Annotated in this window: 15 protein-coding genes; 3 read left to right on the forward strand and 12 right to left on the reverse strand. The window is 74.1% G+C overall.

The window, feature by feature from the left end:
• Positions 1-34: 34 nt before the first annotated feature.
• From OG373_RS00865 to OG373_RS00880, 4 genes are all read right to left on the reverse strand, one after another.
• Entirely contained in the window at positions 35-841 is an 807-nt protein-coding gene (locus OG373_RS00865; RefSeq protein WP_405435181.1) for an SDR family NAD(P)-dependent oxidoreductase, read from the reverse strand.
• Positions 842-974: 133 nt separating this feature from the next.
• A complete protein-coding gene (locus OG373_RS00870) occupies positions 975-1,214 on the reverse strand; it encodes an acyl-CoA carboxylase epsilon subunit (protein WP_405435182.1) in 240 nt (79 codons plus the stop codon).
• Positions 1,211-2,785 (reverse strand): acyl-CoA carboxylase subunit beta, encoded by a 1,575-nt coding sequence (locus tag OG373_RS00875; RefSeq protein ID WP_405435183.1) that lies wholly within the window; start codon positions 2,783-2,785, stop codon positions 1,211-1,213. Before OG373_RS00875 ends, OG373_RS00870 begins: the two co-directional genes overlap by 4 nt.
• 29 nt (positions 2,786-2,814) lie before the next feature.
• Positions 2,815-4,128 (reverse strand): aminotransferase class V-fold PLP-dependent enzyme, encoded by a 1,314-nt coding sequence (locus tag OG373_RS00880; RefSeq protein ID WP_405435184.1) that lies wholly within the window; start codon positions 4,126-4,128, stop codon positions 2,815-2,817.
• Between the two features lie 342 nt (positions 4,129-4,470).
• Between OG373_RS00880 and OG373_RS00885 the strand changes: the two genes are divergently transcribed.
• A complete protein-coding gene (locus tag OG373_RS00885; protein ID WP_405435185.1) occupies positions 4,471-4,659 on the forward strand; it encodes a hypothetical protein in 189 nt (62 codons plus the stop codon).
• Positions 4,660-4,797: 138 nt separating this feature from the next.
• The gene (locus OG373_RS00890) at positions 4,798-5,619 is read left to right on the forward strand and encodes a BTAD domain-containing putative transcriptional regulator (protein WP_405435186.1); all 822 of its coding nucleotides are present in this window, start codon (positions 4,798-4,800) and stop codon (positions 5,617-5,619) included.
• 51 nt (positions 5,620-5,670) lie between these two features.
• On the opposite strand, the gene OG373_RS00895 is transcribed toward OG373_RS00890, so the two are convergent.
• The 8 genes from OG373_RS00895 to OG373_RS00930 all read right to left on the reverse strand — a co-directional run bounded on the left by OG373_RS00895 (position 5,671) and on the right by OG373_RS00930 (position 15,223).
• On the reverse strand, positions 5,671-6,432 hold the full coding sequence (locus OG373_RS00895) for a hypothetical protein (protein ID WP_405435187.1): 762 nt from the start codon (positions 6,430-6,432) through the stop codon (positions 5,671-5,673).
• Between the two features lie 20 nt (positions 6,433-6,452).
• A complete protein-coding gene (locus OG373_RS00900; RefSeq protein ID WP_405435188.1) occupies positions 6,453-7,484 on the reverse strand; it encodes an SRPBCC family protein in 1,032 nt (343 codons plus the stop codon).
• Positions 7,485-7,550: 66 nt separating this feature from the next.
• Complete coding sequence (locus tag OG373_RS00905) at positions 7,551-8,849, reverse strand: helix-turn-helix domain-containing protein (protein WP_405435189.1); 1,299 nt, start codon at positions 8,847-8,849, stop codon at positions 7,551-7,553.
• 1,307 nt (positions 8,850-10,156) lie between these two features.
• Positions 10,157-10,831, reverse strand: coding sequence for a ScbR family autoregulator-binding transcription factor (locus OG373_RS00910; protein WP_397738508.1), 675 nt, complete (start codon positions 10,829-10,831; stop codon positions 10,157-10,159).
• Positions 10,832-10,957: 126 nt separating this feature from the next.
• Entirely contained in the window at positions 10,958-11,845 is an 888-nt protein-coding gene (locus tag OG373_RS00915; protein WP_405435190.1) for a BTAD domain-containing putative transcriptional regulator, read from the reverse strand.
• Positions 11,846-12,081: 236 nt separating this feature from the next.
• Complete coding sequence (locus OG373_RS00920; RefSeq protein WP_405435191.1) at positions 12,082-12,882, reverse strand: TetR family transcriptional regulator; 801 nt, start codon at positions 12,880-12,882, stop codon at positions 12,082-12,084.
• A 178-nt stretch (positions 12,883-13,060) separates the two neighbouring features.
• Entirely contained in the window at positions 13,061-13,741 is a 681-nt protein-coding gene (locus OG373_RS00925; RefSeq protein ID WP_405435192.1) for a ScbR family autoregulator-binding transcription factor, read from the reverse strand.
• Between the two features lie 120 nt (positions 13,742-13,861).
• Positions 13,862-15,223, reverse strand: a complete 1,362-nt coding sequence (locus OG373_RS00930) for a cytochrome P450 (RefSeq protein ID WP_405435193.1) — start codon at positions 15,221-15,223, stop codon at positions 13,862-13,864.
• Between the two features lie 429 nt (positions 15,224-15,652).
• Between OG373_RS00930 and OG373_RS00935 the strand changes: the two genes are divergently transcribed.
• Complete coding sequence (locus OG373_RS00935) at positions 15,653-16,618, forward strand: ScbA/BarX family gamma-butyrolactone biosynthesis protein (protein WP_405435194.1); 966 nt, start codon at positions 15,653-15,655, stop codon at positions 16,616-16,618.
• Positions 16,619-16,778 lie beyond the last annotated feature (160 nt).

Below are 16,778 nucleotides of genomic sequence, written 5' to 3' on the forward strand. Positions count from 1 at the left end.
GAGCGGAGCCGGGTGGGGTGGGGTGGGCGGTGGGTCAGAAGTTGCCCAGTCCGCCGCACACGTTGAGGGCCTGGGCGGTGATGGATGCGGCCAGGTCGGTGGTCAGGTAGCCGACGAGGCCGGCGACCTCCTGGGGGGTGGAGTAGCGGCCGAGGGGGATCTTCGACTCGAGCTGCTCCTGGACGTACTCCTCGGTGGTGTCCCACACCTGGGCGTAGCCGGTGCGGACCCGGGCGGCCATGGGGGTCTCCACGTAGCCGGGGCAGACCGCGTTGACGGTGGTGCCGGTCGGCGCGAGTTCCTTGCCCAGGGCCTTGGTGAAGCCGACGACGGCGTGTTTGGAGGCGGAGTAGGGGGCGCCGAGGAGTACTCCCTGCTTGCCGGCGGTGGAGGCGATGTTGATGATGCGGCCCCAGGGTTCGGCGCCGAGTCCGCCGCTGTTGAGGACCTCGCGGGTGAGGAGGAAGACGCTGTTGAGGTTGGTGTCGATGACGTCGTGCCACAGTTCGTCGGTGATACCGGCGGTGGCGCCGCCGCCGCTGCGGCCCGCGTTGTTGACCAGGATGCTGACGGGCGCGCCGTAGGCGGCGACGGCCGCGGCGACCAGGTCCCGGACGGCGGACCGGTCGCGTACGTCGGCGGCCGCGCCCTGGACGCTGAGTCCTTCGGCCTGGAGGTCGGCGACGGTCTGCTTGACCTTGACCTCGGTGCGGGCGCAGACGAACACGCGGTGCCCGCGGGCGCCCAGGTCCCGGGCGACGGCCAGTCCGATGCCGCTGGTGGCCCCGGTGACCAGGGCCACGGGCCGCTCGGGGGCCTTGTCCATCGCCTTCACCGTCATGCTCGTCCCTCCGTCACTCGCCTCTGCTGTGTGCAGCGTGTCGCAGGGAACTCGTGGCGCGGCGGAAGGGGGATGGAGGCGGCGTCGGGGCGGCGGACCCGGTGGGGGCGGCGGTGCGGGTGGGGGGGCGGGTTCAGTGGGGCCGCCAGCTGCCGGCGCGGCGGGGGCGGGCGGGGCGGGCGGGGTGCGGGTGGTCCCAGGCGGCGGGGACGGTGGGCGGCGGGGCCGGTTCGGGGGGTGCGGCGCGGCCCGCGAGCAGGGCCGTCAGGACGGCGAGGACGGCGGCGGTCTCGTCCTCGTCGGGGTGGCCGCGGTGGATCCGCCAGGTCTGCGGCTGCGGCGTGTCGGGGCCGGCCGCTTCGCGGGCGGTCATACGGGCGGGTTGCCGTGCTTGCGCGACGGCAGGTCGGCGTACTTGGGGCGGAGCATGGCGAGGGCTCCGGCGAGGACCGATCGGGTCTCCCCCGGGTCGATGACGTCGTCGACCAGGCCGCGTTCGGCGGCGTAGTAGGGGTGCATGAGCTCGGTCGTGTACTCCTTGATCTTCTGCCGGCGCATGGCGTCGGGGTCGGCCGCGGCGGCGATCTCGCGGCGGAAGATGACGTTGGCGGCGCCCTCGGCGCCCATGACGGCGATCTCGTTGGTGGGCCAGGCCAGGGCGAGGTCGGCGCCGATGGAGCGGGAGTCCATGACGATGTAGGCGCCGCCGTAGGCCTTGCGCAGGACCAGGGAGATCCGCGGGACGGTGGCGTTGCAGTAGGCGTAGAGGAGTTTGGCGCCGTGGCGGATGATGCCGCCGTGTTCCTGGTCGACGCCGGGCAGGAAGCCGGGGACGTCGACGAGGGTGACCAGGGGGATGTTGAAGGCGTCGCAGAACTGTACGAAGCGGGCGGCTTTTTCGCTGGCGTGGATGTCGAGGACCCCGGCGAGGCTGGCGGGCTGGTTGGCGACGAAGGCGGTGACGTGTCCGTCGATCCGGGCGAGCGCGCACACGACGTTGGTGGCCCAGGCGGGGTGGACCTCGAAGTAGTCGCCGTCGTCGACGACTTCCTCGATGACCCTGCGGATGTCGTAGGCCTGCTGCGGGTTGGCGGGGACGATGGTGCCGAGGGCGTCGGTGCGGCGTGCGGCCGGATCGCCGGTGGGTTCGCGCGGCGGTGTCTCGCGGTTGTTGGCGGGCAGCAGCGACAGGAGGTGGCGTACGTCCTCCAGGCAGGTGGGTTCGTCCTCGTGGGCGAAGGCGGCGACGCCGGAGACCGTGGCGTGGACGTCGGCGCCGCCGAGGCCGTTCTGGGTGATCTCCTCGCCGGTCACGGCGCGGACGACGTCGGGGCCGGTGATGAACATCTGCGAGGTGTCGCGGACCATGAACACGAAGTCGGTCAGGGCCGGGGAGTAGGCGGCGCCGCCGGCGCAGGGGCCGAGCATCACGCTGATCTGCGGGATGACGCCGGAGGCGCGGGTGTTGCGCTGGAAGATGCCGCCGTAGCCGGCCAGCGCGGAGACGCCTTCCTGGATACGGGCGCCGGCGCCGTCGTTGAGGGAGACCAGGGGTGCGCCGGCGGCCAGCGCCAGGTCCATCACCTTGTGGATCTTCTCGGCGTGGGCCTCGCCGAGTGCGCCGCCGAAGATGCGGAAGTCGTGGGCGAAGACGAAGACGGTGCGCCCGTCCACGGTTCCCCAGCCGGTGACCACGCCGTCGGTGTAGGGCTTCTTGTTCTCCAGGCCGAAGCCGGTGGCGCGGTGCCTGCGCAGGGCTTCGATCTCGTGGAAGGACCCTTCGTCCAGGAGCAGGCCGATCCGCTCGCGGGCGGTGAGTTTGCCCTTGGCGTGCTGGCGTTCGGTGGCCCGTTCGTCGGGGCCGGCCACTGCGTGGGCCTTGAGGGCGGCGAGTTCGGCCGTGCGGTCGGGGGCCGGTACGGGTGGCGCGTCGGTGATGGTCATGTGGCTCCTCCAGGAGGCGGTGGCGGGTTTCAGTTCGCCCGGTGCAGCGTGAGGTGGCCGCGGCGGCGGGCGGGGCGGGCGGTGCGGTACGGGGACGGCGGCGGCCCGGGATCGGCCGCCGTGGCCGGTCCGGCGGCGGCGAGCGCGGCGCGGGCGGGGACGGGGACGGCGGCGGCGTGTTCCTCCCGCAGGACCTCGGTGAGGGCCCGGCGCAGCCGGTCGATGTCCTGGGGGGTGTTGTCGTGGTGGACGCAGGCGCGCAGTGCGGGAGCGGTGATGCGGCCGGCCGGGTGCAGGGGGTGCTCGTGCGCGACGGTCTTCGCCAGGACGACCCCGCGGCGGGCCAGGCCGCGGCGGATGGCCGCGGCGGGGATCTCGGCGTGCCGGAAGGCCAGGACGCCGGCCTGCCGGCGGCCCGCGGCGAGCAGTTCCATGCCCGGGGTGTCGCGCACGGCGGCGCGCAGCAGGGGCAGGAGGTCCTGGTGCGGGCGGCGGGCGGCGGCCGTGTGGTGGTCGAGGGCGGCGCCCAGCGCGGCGACGGCGGCCGGGGCGGGGGCCCGCACGGCTCCCTCCGCCAGGCCCTCCGCCGGGCCGCCGTACGGGCCGCCGTGCGGGCCGCCGTGCGGGTCGTCGTGCGGGTCGTCGTGCGGGTCGGTCCGGGGGTCGGTCCGGGGGTCGGGGGCGAGGTGGGCGAATCCGATGTCCTGCGGGCCGCGCAGGAACCTCCAGCCGTCCGCGGTGAGCAGCTGGCAGCCGATGCGCGCGGCGTCGACGGGGAGCAGGCCGACGGAGTGGGAGGCGTCGAGGGTGTAGCGGGCCCGGTGGGGGGCCAGCAGCCGGCCGATGTCCTCGACGGGGTTGACGGTTCCGCAGGCCGCGGAGAGGTGGACGGCGGAGACCAGGGCGACGTCCTCGTCGAGGTGGGTGCGCATCCAGTCCAGGTCGAGGTCCCCGTCCGGGCGCAGCGGGACGACCTCCAGTCGGCAGCGGGTGCGCTCGCGCAGGGCGTGCAGGGCGGTCAGGTTGGCGATGCCCTCGTGGGGTGTGGTCCAGATCCGGTCGCGGGGGCCCAGGACGGTGGTGCGCGCGAATGCCTCGAAGGCCTGTGCGGCGCCGGTGGTCAGGACGGTGCGGCCGGAGCGGACGCCGAGCAGGGCGGCGAGGCGTGCGTGCAGGCCCGGGTGCGTCCTGCCGCCGGGCCTTTCGCGCAGTGCGGCCGGCCCGTAGCGGTCGTCGAGGGCGGTGCAGCGGGCGAGTACGGCGTGCACGGCGTCGGGCATCCGGCCGGTGCCGGCGGTGTTCAGGTGGGCCGTTCGTTGCCCGTGGTGCGTCGGCGCGTTCATTTCAGGGGCCTCCCCCCGCTGTCGGGGCCGCCGGACGTCAACGACCCTCCCCCAGCAATGTATTGCCAATAGGCTTGGCAATACATTGCCCAGTGGTTGGCAGTTTTGGCAATGCGGGGATGCGGCCGCTCCGGCGAGGCTCTAGTTCCTCCCCCCGGGCAATTCCCGGCAACGATCCGCCCCGTCGCCCTTTCGCGGTTCTCCGTGCAGGTCGGGGCGGTTCCCGGGAGTTCCTCCACTGCGTCTCCAGTGATTTCCGAGCGAGTCCCGAGCGGGCGTTGCCAAGCTTCTTGGCAGAAGAGTTGCCAAGAAGAATCAAACAATTGCCACAGAGGAGTCGTCATGAGGAACATCGCCCGCGTCGCCGCCACCGCCGCTCTGGTCTGCGCCGCCGTGCTCACCGCGGGCGGAGCCGCCCAGGGGGACCCGATCGACTGGCCCGTCGCCCCGGCCTCGGCCGACCCGATCGACCGGCCCGTCCGGCCGGGTCCGGCCGCCGGCCCGGCCGTCGCCCTGATCGACTGGCCGTAACCGAAGACGGCTCGAAAGCCGCTGGAGGAAAGGGATGGAAAACATCCACCGCGGCTAGCGTGCGCGACACGGGGGCAGTACCTCCGCCACCGGTGGCAGAAAAACGCCGGGGAACTCGACGAGTACGGAGGGGAGACCGTGAGGATTCAGGTTCTGGGTCCGTTGAGTGCCGAGGTCAACGGGGGATCCATCGTTCCGTCCGCGGGAAAGCCGAGACAGGTGCTGTCGCTGCTCTCGCTGTATCCCGGACGCGTGATACCCGTGCCCACTCTCATGGAGGAGATCTGGGGAACCCAGCCGCCGCAGAGCGCGCTGACCACCCTGCAGACGTACATCCTCCAGCTGCGCCGACGCCTGGGCACCGCGATGGGCCCCGACGCCCCCGGCGGCGCCAAGGACGTCCTGGCCACCCGGCACGGCGGCTACCTGCTCCAGGTGCCCGACGAGAGCGTCGACGTGCACGACTACGAACGTCTCGCCCGCGAGGGCCACAGCGCCTTCGAGCAGGGCGACGACCGGACCTGCGCCGACCGCCTGCGGGCCGCGCTCCAGCTGTGGCGGGGGCCCGCACTGGTCGACGTACGGGTCGGCCCGATCCTCGACATCGAGGTGCTGCGCCTGGAGGAGAGCCGCCTGGTGGCCGTGGAGCGGCGGATCGACGCCGACCTGAGGCTCGGCCGGCACTCCGAACTCATCGCCGAACTCACCGACCTGACCGCCCGTCACCCCCAGCACGAGGGACTCCACTCGCAGGTGATGGTGGCCCTGTACCGGTCGGGGCGGCAGGCCACCGCCCTGGACGTGTACCGCAGGCTGCGGGCCCGCCTGATCGAGGACCTCGGCGTGGAGCCCTCGCCCCAACTGCAGCGCCTGCACCAGGCCATGCTGGCCGTCGACCCGCAGCTCGACGTGATCGCCGGACCGCGGCACACCTCCACGTTCGACCTGTTCGCCGCCTGAGAGCGCTCCCGTCACCGGACCGGGAGCGGAGCCGGGCCGGTCGGGGGGCGGTCAGCGGCGCGGCCCGTGCGCCTCGCCGACCAGGTAGCGGTCCTGGACGAGGTGCGCGGCGAAACTCCACTCCCCCGCCGCCTCCGGCGCGAACTCCTCCGGCGCGAACACCGCCCCGTCCCGCACCTGCCCGTCCTGTACCTGCCCGTCCTGTACCGGCCCGTCGTGCGCCGCCCCGGTACGGGCCGTCCGCAGGGTCAGCAGTCGCAGCAGCCGTGTGCGGCGTTCGTCCTCGGGGAGCGCGTCCAGGACGGCGCTCTCCCGCGCCGGCACCCGGCCGCGCAGCAGCGGGGACCGCAGGTCCAGGTCGGCGGGGTGTGCGTGCACGGCGATCCGCCCGGTGCGGCTGACGCCGACCACGATCAGCTCGCCGGTGTGTGCCAGGGCGATCTCCACGCCCGCGCCGGGCCCCCGTACCAGGAGGCGCCCGCCGGGCCCGCGGCCCAGTTCCACGGTGTGCACGGGCACGTCCAGGGCGGTGGCGGCGGCGTACTTCATCACGTAGCGCGACACGGCGAACCGCAGGCGCCCGGCCGCGGACGGCGTCCCGCGAAAACGCGGCCAGTCCTCCCCGAGCAGCGGGCGCAGGCCCGGGTCGAGGAGGACGGCGGTCAGCCACTGTCCCCAGGTGGTGCAGACGACCGCGCGGCCGGTGTCCTCCAGCCGCTCCCCCGCCTCGTCCCAGGGGCCCTCCAGGCCCTCGGGGCCCTGGAGGTACAGCGGTGCGCGGGGGGCGCCCCCGGCGGGGCGGGCCGGTGCCATCGACGGTCTCCTTCCCGTGCTCATCGCAGGCGGCGCACGGCGGTCCGGGCCCGCCATCCGGCCAGGCGCAGCGTCTCGGTGCTCGCGCGGCCCAGCCAGGTCCGTACCTCGCGGCGGGTCTCGGCGAGCCCGCCCGGCGCGCCCGGACCCTGCGGGTCGTACGCGGCCTGCGGGGCGTGCGGGGCGTGCGGGGCCTGCGGGGCCTGGGGGGTGCGCCGGTCGCGGGGGTCGCGGGGGTCGTGGAGCAGGACCTGCTGGGCGCAGACGACCCGTACGCCGTCCCCGTCCGGGGTCAGGGACCATGCGCCGGTGCGGGCGGCGATCGGGTGGGGGGTGCGGAGTTCCTTGAAGACGATCCGGGCGGCGGAGGGGAAGCACAGGCGGGCGGTGCGGGTGGCCCGGGTGCGGCCGTCGGGGGCGCAGGTGTCTAGGGCGGCGATCTGTACGCCGGGGACGTCCTCGTGCACGTCGGCGGCGTCCACGTGCGGGAGGCGTTCGGGCCAGTCCTCGATGCGGTGGAGGAAGTCGTAGACGAGCTCGGCGGGACCCTCCAGGTGGAGGCTGTCCTCGAAGGACAGCAGGAGCTGGTCCAGGTGCTCCCAGCGTTCGGCGATCGCGCTCAGGTGGGTGAGCCGGTCGGCCGGTTCCGTCTGCCACAGCCGGCGGGTGTGCGCGGTGTCGGCGGCGGGGTGCCGTTCCGGGGTGCGGTCCTGGCGCAGTGTCACCAGGCAGTGGGTGTCGCCGTGGGCCTCGACCGTCCAGGCGCCGGTGGTGGGCAGGCCGGGGCGGGCGGTGTCCTCCTGCTCGAACTCGACGGTCCGTGTGCCGGGGTGCAGGATGCGGTGCAGGTGGAAGGAGCGGACCTGTTCGCCGTCGAGGTCCCACAGCCGCAGGCGTTCGTGGAGGCCGTCGAAGTCGATGCGCTCGACGTGGACGGGGGTGGGCAGCAGGAGGGGCCAGCGCACGGCGTCGGCGATCAGTCCGTAGACCACGCCGGCGGGGGCGGCGATCCGTGCCGTGTGCTCGCTCGTGCGGACGCGCTGCGACGGCATGCCGGGCACCTCCCCTGATCGTGTGTGCGGGTGCGCCCAGCCTGCCCGAGGGGACTCGAGGCTTCCTCAACCCCCGGCGGCCGGGGCCGGGGCCGGGGCCGGGGCGGTGGCCGGGGCGGGGGCGGGGGCGGGGGCGGGGGCGGGGGCGGGGGCGGGGGCGGGGGCGGTGGGGGTGAGGGCGTCGGCCAGGACGCGCCAGATCTCGGCGGCGAGGTCGATGTTGGCGTCCTCCTGGGCCTGTTGGGCCAGGGTGCGCAGTCCCTGGACGCCGGTGGGGTCGCCGGCGAGGATCAGGAGCTGGTGGCGCAGGATCTCCAGGCGGACCTGGCCGCGGTAGGTCATCCTGGGCCGGTCGGCGGCGAGTTCGCCGAGCAGGGCGCGGGCGTCGTCGTAGCGGCCGGTGGCGAAGGCGAGGTCGGCTTTCAGGGCGGTGAGGTCCTGGCGCAGGGCGGGGGTGCCGACCAGGGCGAGGGCGGCTTCGGCCTCCTGGGCGCGGCGCTGTGCGCGGGCGGGGTCGGCGGGCATCTTCTGCAGGTGGAGCCGGCCGGCGGCCAGGCGCAGCCGGATCCACAGGATGAGGTCCTCCTGGCTGCCGAACCGTTCGAGGGCGTCCTGCAGGCAGGCCTGGGCGCCGGGGTAGTCGCCCTGGCGCATGCGGACGGCGGCGGCGGTCCACATGGCCTCGGCGAACAGGGCGTCCGAGCGGCCCCGGACGAGGGCGGTCAGTTCGTCGGCGTGGACGCGGGCCTCGCCGGTGCGGCCGGCCTCGGCCTGGACGGAGACGAGGGCCAGCAGGGCGGTGGCGCGGTCCTCCACGCCGAGGTTCTCGTGCAGGGCGATGCGGTGGGCCTCGACGGCGGCGTCCGCGGCGGGGGTGATCTCGCCGATGGAGCGCAGGCAGCGGGCGAGGCGGGTCAGGCCGCGTACGCGCAGTTCGCTGACGTCGACTTCGTCGCCGAGGGCGACGAGCCGGGTGAGGCAGTCGCGTTCGGCGGTGTGGTCGCCCTGGACGCGGGCGGCGCGGGCGAGGAGCCACAGGGCCTGCCAGCGCAGTACGGGGCTTTCGTGGGCCTCGGCGGCCAGGGCCCGGCGCAGGGCGACGACGGCGTCCGGGGAGCCGGTGGAGGAGGCGAGGGTGAGGGCGTGGGCCAGGGAGCCGGTGGCGGGTTCCTCGAAGTCGGTGCTCGTGAGGCCCAGTCGGCCGGCGAGGTAGCCGACGGCCCGGTCGGTGGGCTGGCGTGCGCCGGATTCCAGGCGGGAGAGGTAGCCGGTGGACATGCCCTCGCCGGCCAGCGCCGTCTGCGACAGGCCCTGGGCCAGCCGGAGCTTCTTCAGGCGGTGTCCGAAAGCGGGCTGTCGCAGCATGGGCGGCGTCCTTGGGGTCGCGGGCAAGGAATCTGTCGGGAACCGGCACCGAGCGTAGGGTCCGCGGCAACGGGCGGGCAAACCTTTGCCACGGGTTCGGGGCCGCTCTCGTCCGGGTTTCGTGCCGGTCTCCTGCGGTTCTCGAGCGGTCCTCGACCCGGCCGAGGCAGACTCTCCAGAATTCCGGCCGCCGCTGCGGCCGGCGCCCTGTTCCTCCCGTGTCCAGCGCCTTGGAGTCGACGATGAGGCCTTCGGTGTGCGCATCCCGCGCGTCCTCGACGCCCGCAGCACACACCGCGGCCCCGGCGGCCGGCCTCCGCTGCGGCGGCACGTCGCGGCGGGAGCGGCCGGACGACGACATCGGCTGGCCGAAGCGGTGACCCGGCCCCGGCCCCCGTGCGGGGCCGGGGCCGGGGCCGGGTCAACGGGCCGTCACGGTGGGCCGGTTACGGCGCCGGGTGCAGGGTTCGGTCTCCCGGCGGGTGCGCCGCCGCACGGACCGGGCGGACCGGGCCGGGGGTGTCTCTTCCGGATCCTGTCGGCGGCGTCCGGCGCCGTGCCCGGCAGGGCGGGGATGGGTGTCCGTGTACTGGACGCCGGACGCATTCGGGCGCCCCGGCAACGCGGCCGGGTGCGGCGCGGGCGTCGCGGGCCCGGCAGGGTCCGGAAGAGACGGCCTGGTCCGGCGGGGAGTCGGGGGGTGTCCCCGTCGCGGATCCCCGTGCCGATGCGGTGTGCCGCGGTGCCGGGCGGCTTCCCCTCCATGCGCAGCGCCCGGGTCCGCGGGGCCGGTCCGGCCCGTACGTCGACCGGTACGGGGCCCTGCCGGCGGATGCTGCGGCTGCGGGCGGGCAGGCACTCGTAGGCGTGGGCGTCCACGGTTTCGGGGGTGTCCGCAGTGGGCGGCCGCCGTCGGGGCGGCGCGGCCATGGCGGGTGCCCGGGCGGCGGCGGAGCGGGAGGGTGCAGGTCGGAACGGTGTGCGGACGAGGGTGTTCACCCCGGGAGCGGGTCCGGGGCGGACGGCCGCGTCGGCCGGGGCGGCTGCAGGGGGGTCGGTGCGCCGGGGGGGGCGGGCAGGGGTGGTTCCCCGGATGTCCTCCATAGGGGGTGGTCACCGGCAGCGGCCGCCCGGGGCGGAGGGCGAGGTGGGCGAGGTGGGCGAGGGCGTGTCGGGGCTTGCGGGTGGCGGGGGCGACGGATCTGCGTCGGCCTCGGCGCCGGGCGGGCCCGGGACGGGTGTGTTCACGGGCTTGCGGTCCCCGGACGTGCGGTGCGGGCGGGGTGGTGGTCCGGCTGCGGTGTGGCTCACCAGCCGATGCGTACGGCCTGTGCTCCGGTGAACTCGGCCTCGGTCTGGTATTCGTGTTCGCGTCCGACGGCGACGAGGCTGGGCAGCAGCAGGGCCCACAGGGCTGCGACCTTGCCCTGGAGTTCGGCGTAGGACATGCCGGTGGCGGACATGGTCTCGATGCCGCAGGCGGCGGCCGCGACCAGGGCCTGGGCGCTCTCCCAGCGGCGGCCCGCCGCGGGGAGTTCGCCCGCGTCGCGGGCGAGGCGCAGCAGGGTGGAGACGGCCGAGATCCATGCGCCGTGGAAGTCGACGACGACGGGCCTGGCTCCGGCGGGTCCGCGGGGGGCGGGCCCGCCGCATTCCTTGGTGATGCGGAAGCTGGCGGGGATCGCCGGTTCCTCGTGGAGGGTCCAGGCCAGCCAGTGGGTGATGTCGATCAGGGCCTGCAGTGGTGAGACGCCGTCCTGGCGCAGGGTGCGCACGGCGTCGTGCAGCAGGGCGCAGCCGCGTTGCTGGACGGCTTCGGCGAGTTCGTCCTTGGAGGCGAAGTGGAAGTACAGGGCTCCTTTGGTGACCCCGGCCGCGGCTGCGATCTCGCCGAGTGTCGCGTGGGCGTAGCCATTGCGGTGGAACATCTCGGCCCCGGCGTGGACCAGCCGCCTGCGGGTCCGTTCCGACCTCTCCTGCACCGAGTCGTCTCCTCTCGCCCCGTCAGAGTCGCGGACTCCCGGCCGTCGGCGCTCTTTCCGTGTCCGGCGGCCGGGCCGGGCCGTGCCGTGCCGTGCCTCGCCGCCCCGTGCGGGGGCGGGTGGGCGTCAGACCCGTACGAGCCGTTCGCCGCCGGGCTCCGCGTGGGTCTCGGCCGGGTTTTCGGGCCCGGCCATCAGGATCGAGCGCTGCAGGCGGCGCAGGGCCACGGACGGCTCCAGTCCGAGTTCGCGCACGAGGGTGGCGCGCAGCCGCTGGTAGACGTCCAGGGCCTCGCCGCGGCGGCCGGAGCGGTGCAGGGCGAGCATGAACTGGCCGTGGAGGTTCTCGTGGGTGCGGTAGCGGGTGACCAGGACGGTCAGCTCGGCGAGGAGTTCGCGGTGGCGTCCCAGTCGCAGGTCGGCCTCGATCCGCTGGTCCAGGGCGCACAGCCGGGTCTCCTCGAGCCGGCGGGTCTCCATGTCGAGCTGGATTCCGCCCTGTACGTCGGCGAAGGCGGGTCCGGACCACAGGGCGAGGGCCTCGCGCAGGAGGCGGGCGGCGCCGGGGAAGTCGCCGGCGTCCATGGCGCGGTAGCCGGTGCCGGCGAGGCGGTCGAACTCGCGGACGTCGAGGGTTCCGCCGCCGCTGCTGAGGAGGTATCCGCCGGGCAGGGTGACCAGGATGTCCTTGGCGGTCCGTACCGCCGCACCCGCACCCGGGGCCGTGCCCGGGGCCGGGCCGGTGCCGGTGCCGGCTTCGTTGCCGGTGCCGGTGCCCCGTTCGAGGGCGCCGGCGATGAGGGCGCGTAACTGCAGGACGTAGGTCTGGAGTGTGGTGCGGGCACTGCGCGGCGGTTCGCCCGCCCACAGTTCCTCTATCAGTGCCGATACGGGTACCACCTGATCGGCATGGAGGGCCAGGAGGGCCAGGACCTGCCGGGGCTTGGGGGCGGTCGGCGTGATGGAGATCCCGTTCTCCCGCACGGCCAACGCGCCCAGTACATCGATGTCCACGCCGTACTCCCCTGTCCTTGGATGAGTACAGCCAGTAGAAAACAGGACCGGCGGTTTGTCAATATCAAACCGGTCGTGCTGTTTTGATGGTCGGTCATGTCCGAGTAACCGTCAAAAACCTTTGCTGGCCTGGGATTTCGGGTGATCGCGGGTTCTGTGGAGCGGCCTCAGGATGCCTCGATCGTTCCTCGACGAGGGTCACAGGAGGGCGGCCGGCCCCGCCTGAAAGAGACCGTTCAGTCTGATTCGGTGTTCCGGGCCGGCGGTGCGGCGCCGCCGGCGGGCGACCCCTGCGGCCGCAGGGCGGCCGGCGACCCCTGCGGCCGCAGGGCGGCCAGGGCGGCGCCGGAGGCGAGCCGCGGCAGCATCAGGGTCCAGAACCGGGTGAGGGTGTGCGGTGCGAGCCAGTCGCGGTCGTAGGCGCCCAGGACCTCCAGCCCCACCGTCGCGGCCACCACCCCGTGCGCCGCGTCCCGGGGGTGCAGCCCCTCGGCGAGCAGGCCCTGCCCCGCCGCGGCCGCCACGACCGCCTCGACCCACAGGCGCCACCGGCGGCGCAGGTCCACGGCGCTGTCGAAGGAGGGGTCCGCGCACAGGGCGAAACCGGCCCGCACCACCGCGTCGTGCGCGAGCAGGGCCATCAGCGCGTGCGCGCCGTCGACCAGCACCTGCAGGGAGCCCCCGCCCGCACCGGCCCCCGCACCGCTGCCCGCACCCGCGCCCGGAGCCCCTCCCGGAGCACTGCCCGGAGCCCCTCCCGGATCGGCGCCCGGGCCGGCCGGGGCCGTGGGGGCGGGCGGCGGCGCTGGCGCGTCGGCCGCGGTGATCTGCCGCAGTGCCCGCTCCGCGCGTTCCTCGACGGCGCGGGCGAGCGCGTTCTTGCTCGCGAAGTGGAAGTGCAGTCCCCCGGCGCTCAGCCGGGCGCGGCGGCTGATCACCGCGATCGACGCGGTGGCGAACCCCTCCTCGGCGAACACCTCCGCGGCCGCACGCACCAGCGCCTCCCGCGTACGGGCCGCACGTTCCTGCTTGACCATGGAGTCTCCACAAACCGCCAACGCGGTTTGCCCAAGGGGGTGTCAAAGATCGTTCCGGTCACAGTCGGCGCCGGCGCCGGAGCGCGGCTCGCGCCCCGGTGGAGCCGGCCGGCCCCACCGGCCCCGTCCGCCTCACGGGCCCCACCGGGGGGCTGTCGGGCGGGGCGCCGAAGTCGCGTCAGGACAGCGCCGGTTCGGTCTCCTGGGCCGTCTGCCGGCCGGGCCCGCGCCGCATCTCCGCGCTCACCCGCTCCCCCCGGTCGCCGGCGATGTCCAGGCGGGCGAGCATCGCGGGCGTCGCGATGCTCGGGCAGATGTGCTGGTAGACGGCGGCCACCCGCTCCTCGATGTCGCTGCGGTCGCTCAGGGTCTGCGAGTAGATCTGCGCGCCCGTCCAGCAGGCGGAGAGGATCCAGGCCGTCTCGGCGGGATCCACGTGCGGCAGCAGCTCGCCCTGCTCCTTCGCCCGGACCAGCAGGGTCCGCGTGAACTCGATCCAGCCCGGCACCGAACCCCCGCCGAAGATGTCGCGCATGCCCGGCCCCAGGGAGAGCCGGGCACCCGCGCTGAGCATGGGCTCGCGTTTCATCCGGTACGCCAGCACCATCGCGACGTCCACGAGTTCCTGCAGCTTGCTCTCCCGGTCGGGCACCCCGCCCTCGGCGAACTGCTCGTCGAGGACGCCCTGCGCCAGCTCCTGCTTGGAGGAGAAGTGGAAGTACAGGGCGCCCTTGGTCACGCCCGCCCGGGAGAGGATGTCCGCGATGGTGGCCGCGTCGTAGCCGCGCTCGTCGAAGACCGCCGCCGCCGCTTCCAAGATCGCGCGACGCGTACGTACCGCACGCTCCTGCCGTGCCACCGGTGCCTCCGTTGTCCATGGTCGAATACGGCCGGATCCACCGCGCGGATCCACCGCCCCATTAAAACCAACCAGAAGGTCCGATTCTTTTCAAGCAGGCCAGGCGTCACCCCGACGCGGTCAATCGGCCAACGGCGCCCGCGGCCCCAGCACCACGGGCAACTCCCGCAGCCCGTTGGAGATGAACGACTGGACCCGCGGCAACTCCTGCGCCCCCGCCAGAGCCGCCTGCGGGAACGTCTCGAAGAACCGCCGCACCGCCACCGCGCACTCCATCCGGGCCAGGGTCGCGCCCAGGCAGTGATGCGTACCGAACCCGAAGGACAGATGCTGCCCCCGCGTCGCGCGCAGCACGTCGAAGCGCTCCGCGTCCGCGCCGTGCACGGCGGGGTCGCGCCCGGCCGACCCGAACGAGATCAGGATCGGCTCGCCCCGCCCGATCACCACGCCCTCGCCCATGTCGATGTCCTCGACGGCGAAGCGCAGCAGCCCGTAGAAGGCCGGCGGCTCGATCCGCAGCGCCTCCTCGACCACGTCCTCCCACGAGGCCAGGCCCCGGCGCACCAGCGCCAGCTGGTGCGGGTTGCGCAGCAGTTCGTGCAGGGCCGTGCAGATGAGGTTGACGGAGGTCTCGTAGCCGGCCGTGAAGAGCAGGATCAGGCTGTCGACGAGTTCCTTCTCGCTGAGCCGCGCCCCCTCCCCCTCCCCACCGGCACCGTTGTCGGCACCGTTGTCGGCACCGGCAGCGGTGGTGGTGGTGTCGCGGGCGGCGATGAGTGCGCTGGTCATGTCGTCGCCGGGATGCTCGCGTCGGTGGGCGACCAGGTCGGCCATCGTGACGTCGAGGTCGGCCGCGTTGCGCTGGGCCTGTTCGGCGGTGATGTTGGTGTCGAAGAACGCGTTGATGATTCTGTGCAGGGGGGCCCAGGAGCGTTCCGGGATCCCGAACAGCTCGAAGACGATCCGGGTCGGCAGCTCGTGCGCGAACTGCGTGCGCAGGTCCACCGGGTGGCCGGGCTCCAGCGCGGCCAGGTCCTTCAGGAGCTCGCCGACGACCTCCTCGATCCTGGGGCGCATGCCGGCCGCCCGGCGGGCGGTGAAGGCGGCGGCGGCCGGTCTGCGCAGCCGGGTGTGCTCACTGCCGTAGGCGGTGATCATGTTCTGCACGGAGACCCAGATCGCCAGCGGCCAGCCGGCGTCGACCTCACCGCCGATCCAGGCCGGCCAGTGGCGGTAGGCGTCCTTGGAGACGCGCGGGTCCACCAGGAGGCGGCGTATGTCGGCGGAGCGGCCCACGGCCCAGGCACTCACCCCGCCCGGCAGCAGGACCCGTGTCGCGGGCGCCTGTTCACGGACGAGCGCGGCCTCGGCGTGCACGTCCGCACCAAAGGCGTCGATCGCAAAGGGGCACTGACGGTTCATCTCGAAACTCTCCAGGATGGACGGCGGCAGATCGGCGACGGGGTGCAGCGGCGTGTCCACACCCCGTATTCCAAAACCGCCCATCCGGTTTCTGTTTCACCGGCGGCGGCCCCGAGTCTGGCACGGCCCGCCCCGCATGCCAATGGTTTTCGGGACCCGGCCGCCCGCCCGTCGCCCGTCCGAGTCGCCCTGGGCGGCGCCCGGTTGAACGGACGGCGCCCGCACCCTGTCCGACCGGCGCATATGACCGGAAGGGCGGTTCTCACTTGGGGCGGTGGCGTGCGCGTCCCGCAGGGCCGCGCCGTGTCGGATATCCGCTGGTCCAGGTCCTGGGAGCCGTCCCGGGGGCACTCCCTCCGGCCGGCCGGACCGGTGCGGGGGCCGCATCCTGCCCGGCTGAGCTCCTTGCAAACAAAACCGGAGAGTACGTATCTTGCGTCTCGCGAGCGCAACCCGTCCCAACCGTCGAACGGCTCTGCGGGAGAAGTCATGACCATGCTGACGATCGGAAAGAACGCGCCCGTCCTGCCCCTGCCGGGGGTGGAACAGCCATGGATGCGCTGCAACGACGCCCGCGGGCTGACCACCACCGTGCCCAGGGAGTACGTCCACCGCAGCTCACTGGCCGAGGTCTTCCTGACCGGCTGCGAACGCACCGGCGAGGACACCTTCTCCCTGCGGGGACAGTGGCCCCGCGCCCACACCTTCTTCACCAGCGCCGACGGCACCGGCCACGACCCGGTCCAGGCCGGCGAGACGATCCGCCAGGCCGGCCTCTACCTCTGCCACGCCGTCTACGGCGTCCCCCTCGGCCACAACGTCCTGCTGTGGAGCCTGGACTTCACCTCCCGCCCCGAACGGATGCGGATCGGCCGCGGCCCCAGCGACCTCGACATGAACGCCGTGTGCACCGACTTCGGCTGGAAGGGCAACCGGTTCTCCGGCTTCCTGCGCGTGGACATCCGCCGCGGCGGCCACCTCGCGGCCTCCGGCACCGCCCGCTTCAGCTGCGTCGCCCCCGCCACCTACCGCCGCCTGCGCGGCGACCGCGGCCACCACGCCCCGATGCGGCCACTGCCCCGCCGCGCACCCGTCGCCCCCACCGCCGCGGGCCGCCTGCTGCCCTTCGACGTGGTCCTCGCCCCCACCGACCGCACCGGCCGCTGGCAGCTCAGCCCCGACCTCGACCACCCCATCCTCTTCGAACACGCCAACGACCACCACCCCGGCATGGTCCTCGTCGAAGCCGCCCGCCAGGCCGCCTGCGCACTCCACACCCCCGCCGCCTTCACCCCCACCGCCGTCGCCACCGAGTTCCACCACTACGCCGAACTCGACACCCCCTGCTGGATCGACGCCACCCTCACCGCCCCCGGCCACGTCACCGTCACCGGCCACCAGGACAACCGCACCATCTTCCACTCCACCATCACCGGCACCACCACCGCCGCCTGAAACCCCCCACCGACCGGAACCCACACCGGACCGGCACCAGGACGGGCCGGGGACACCGGGACGGGCGCACCGACGGACGGAGGGACCGACGGACGGGCGCACCGGCGGACGGAGGGACCGACGGACGGACGGACGGGGGGACCGGCGATCGGGCGCCGGG

This window comes from Streptomyces avidinii (assembly GCF_045161815.1).
GTDB classification, from domain to species: Bacteria; Actinomycetota; Actinomycetes; order Streptomycetales; family Streptomycetaceae; genus Streptomyces; species Streptomyces avidinii.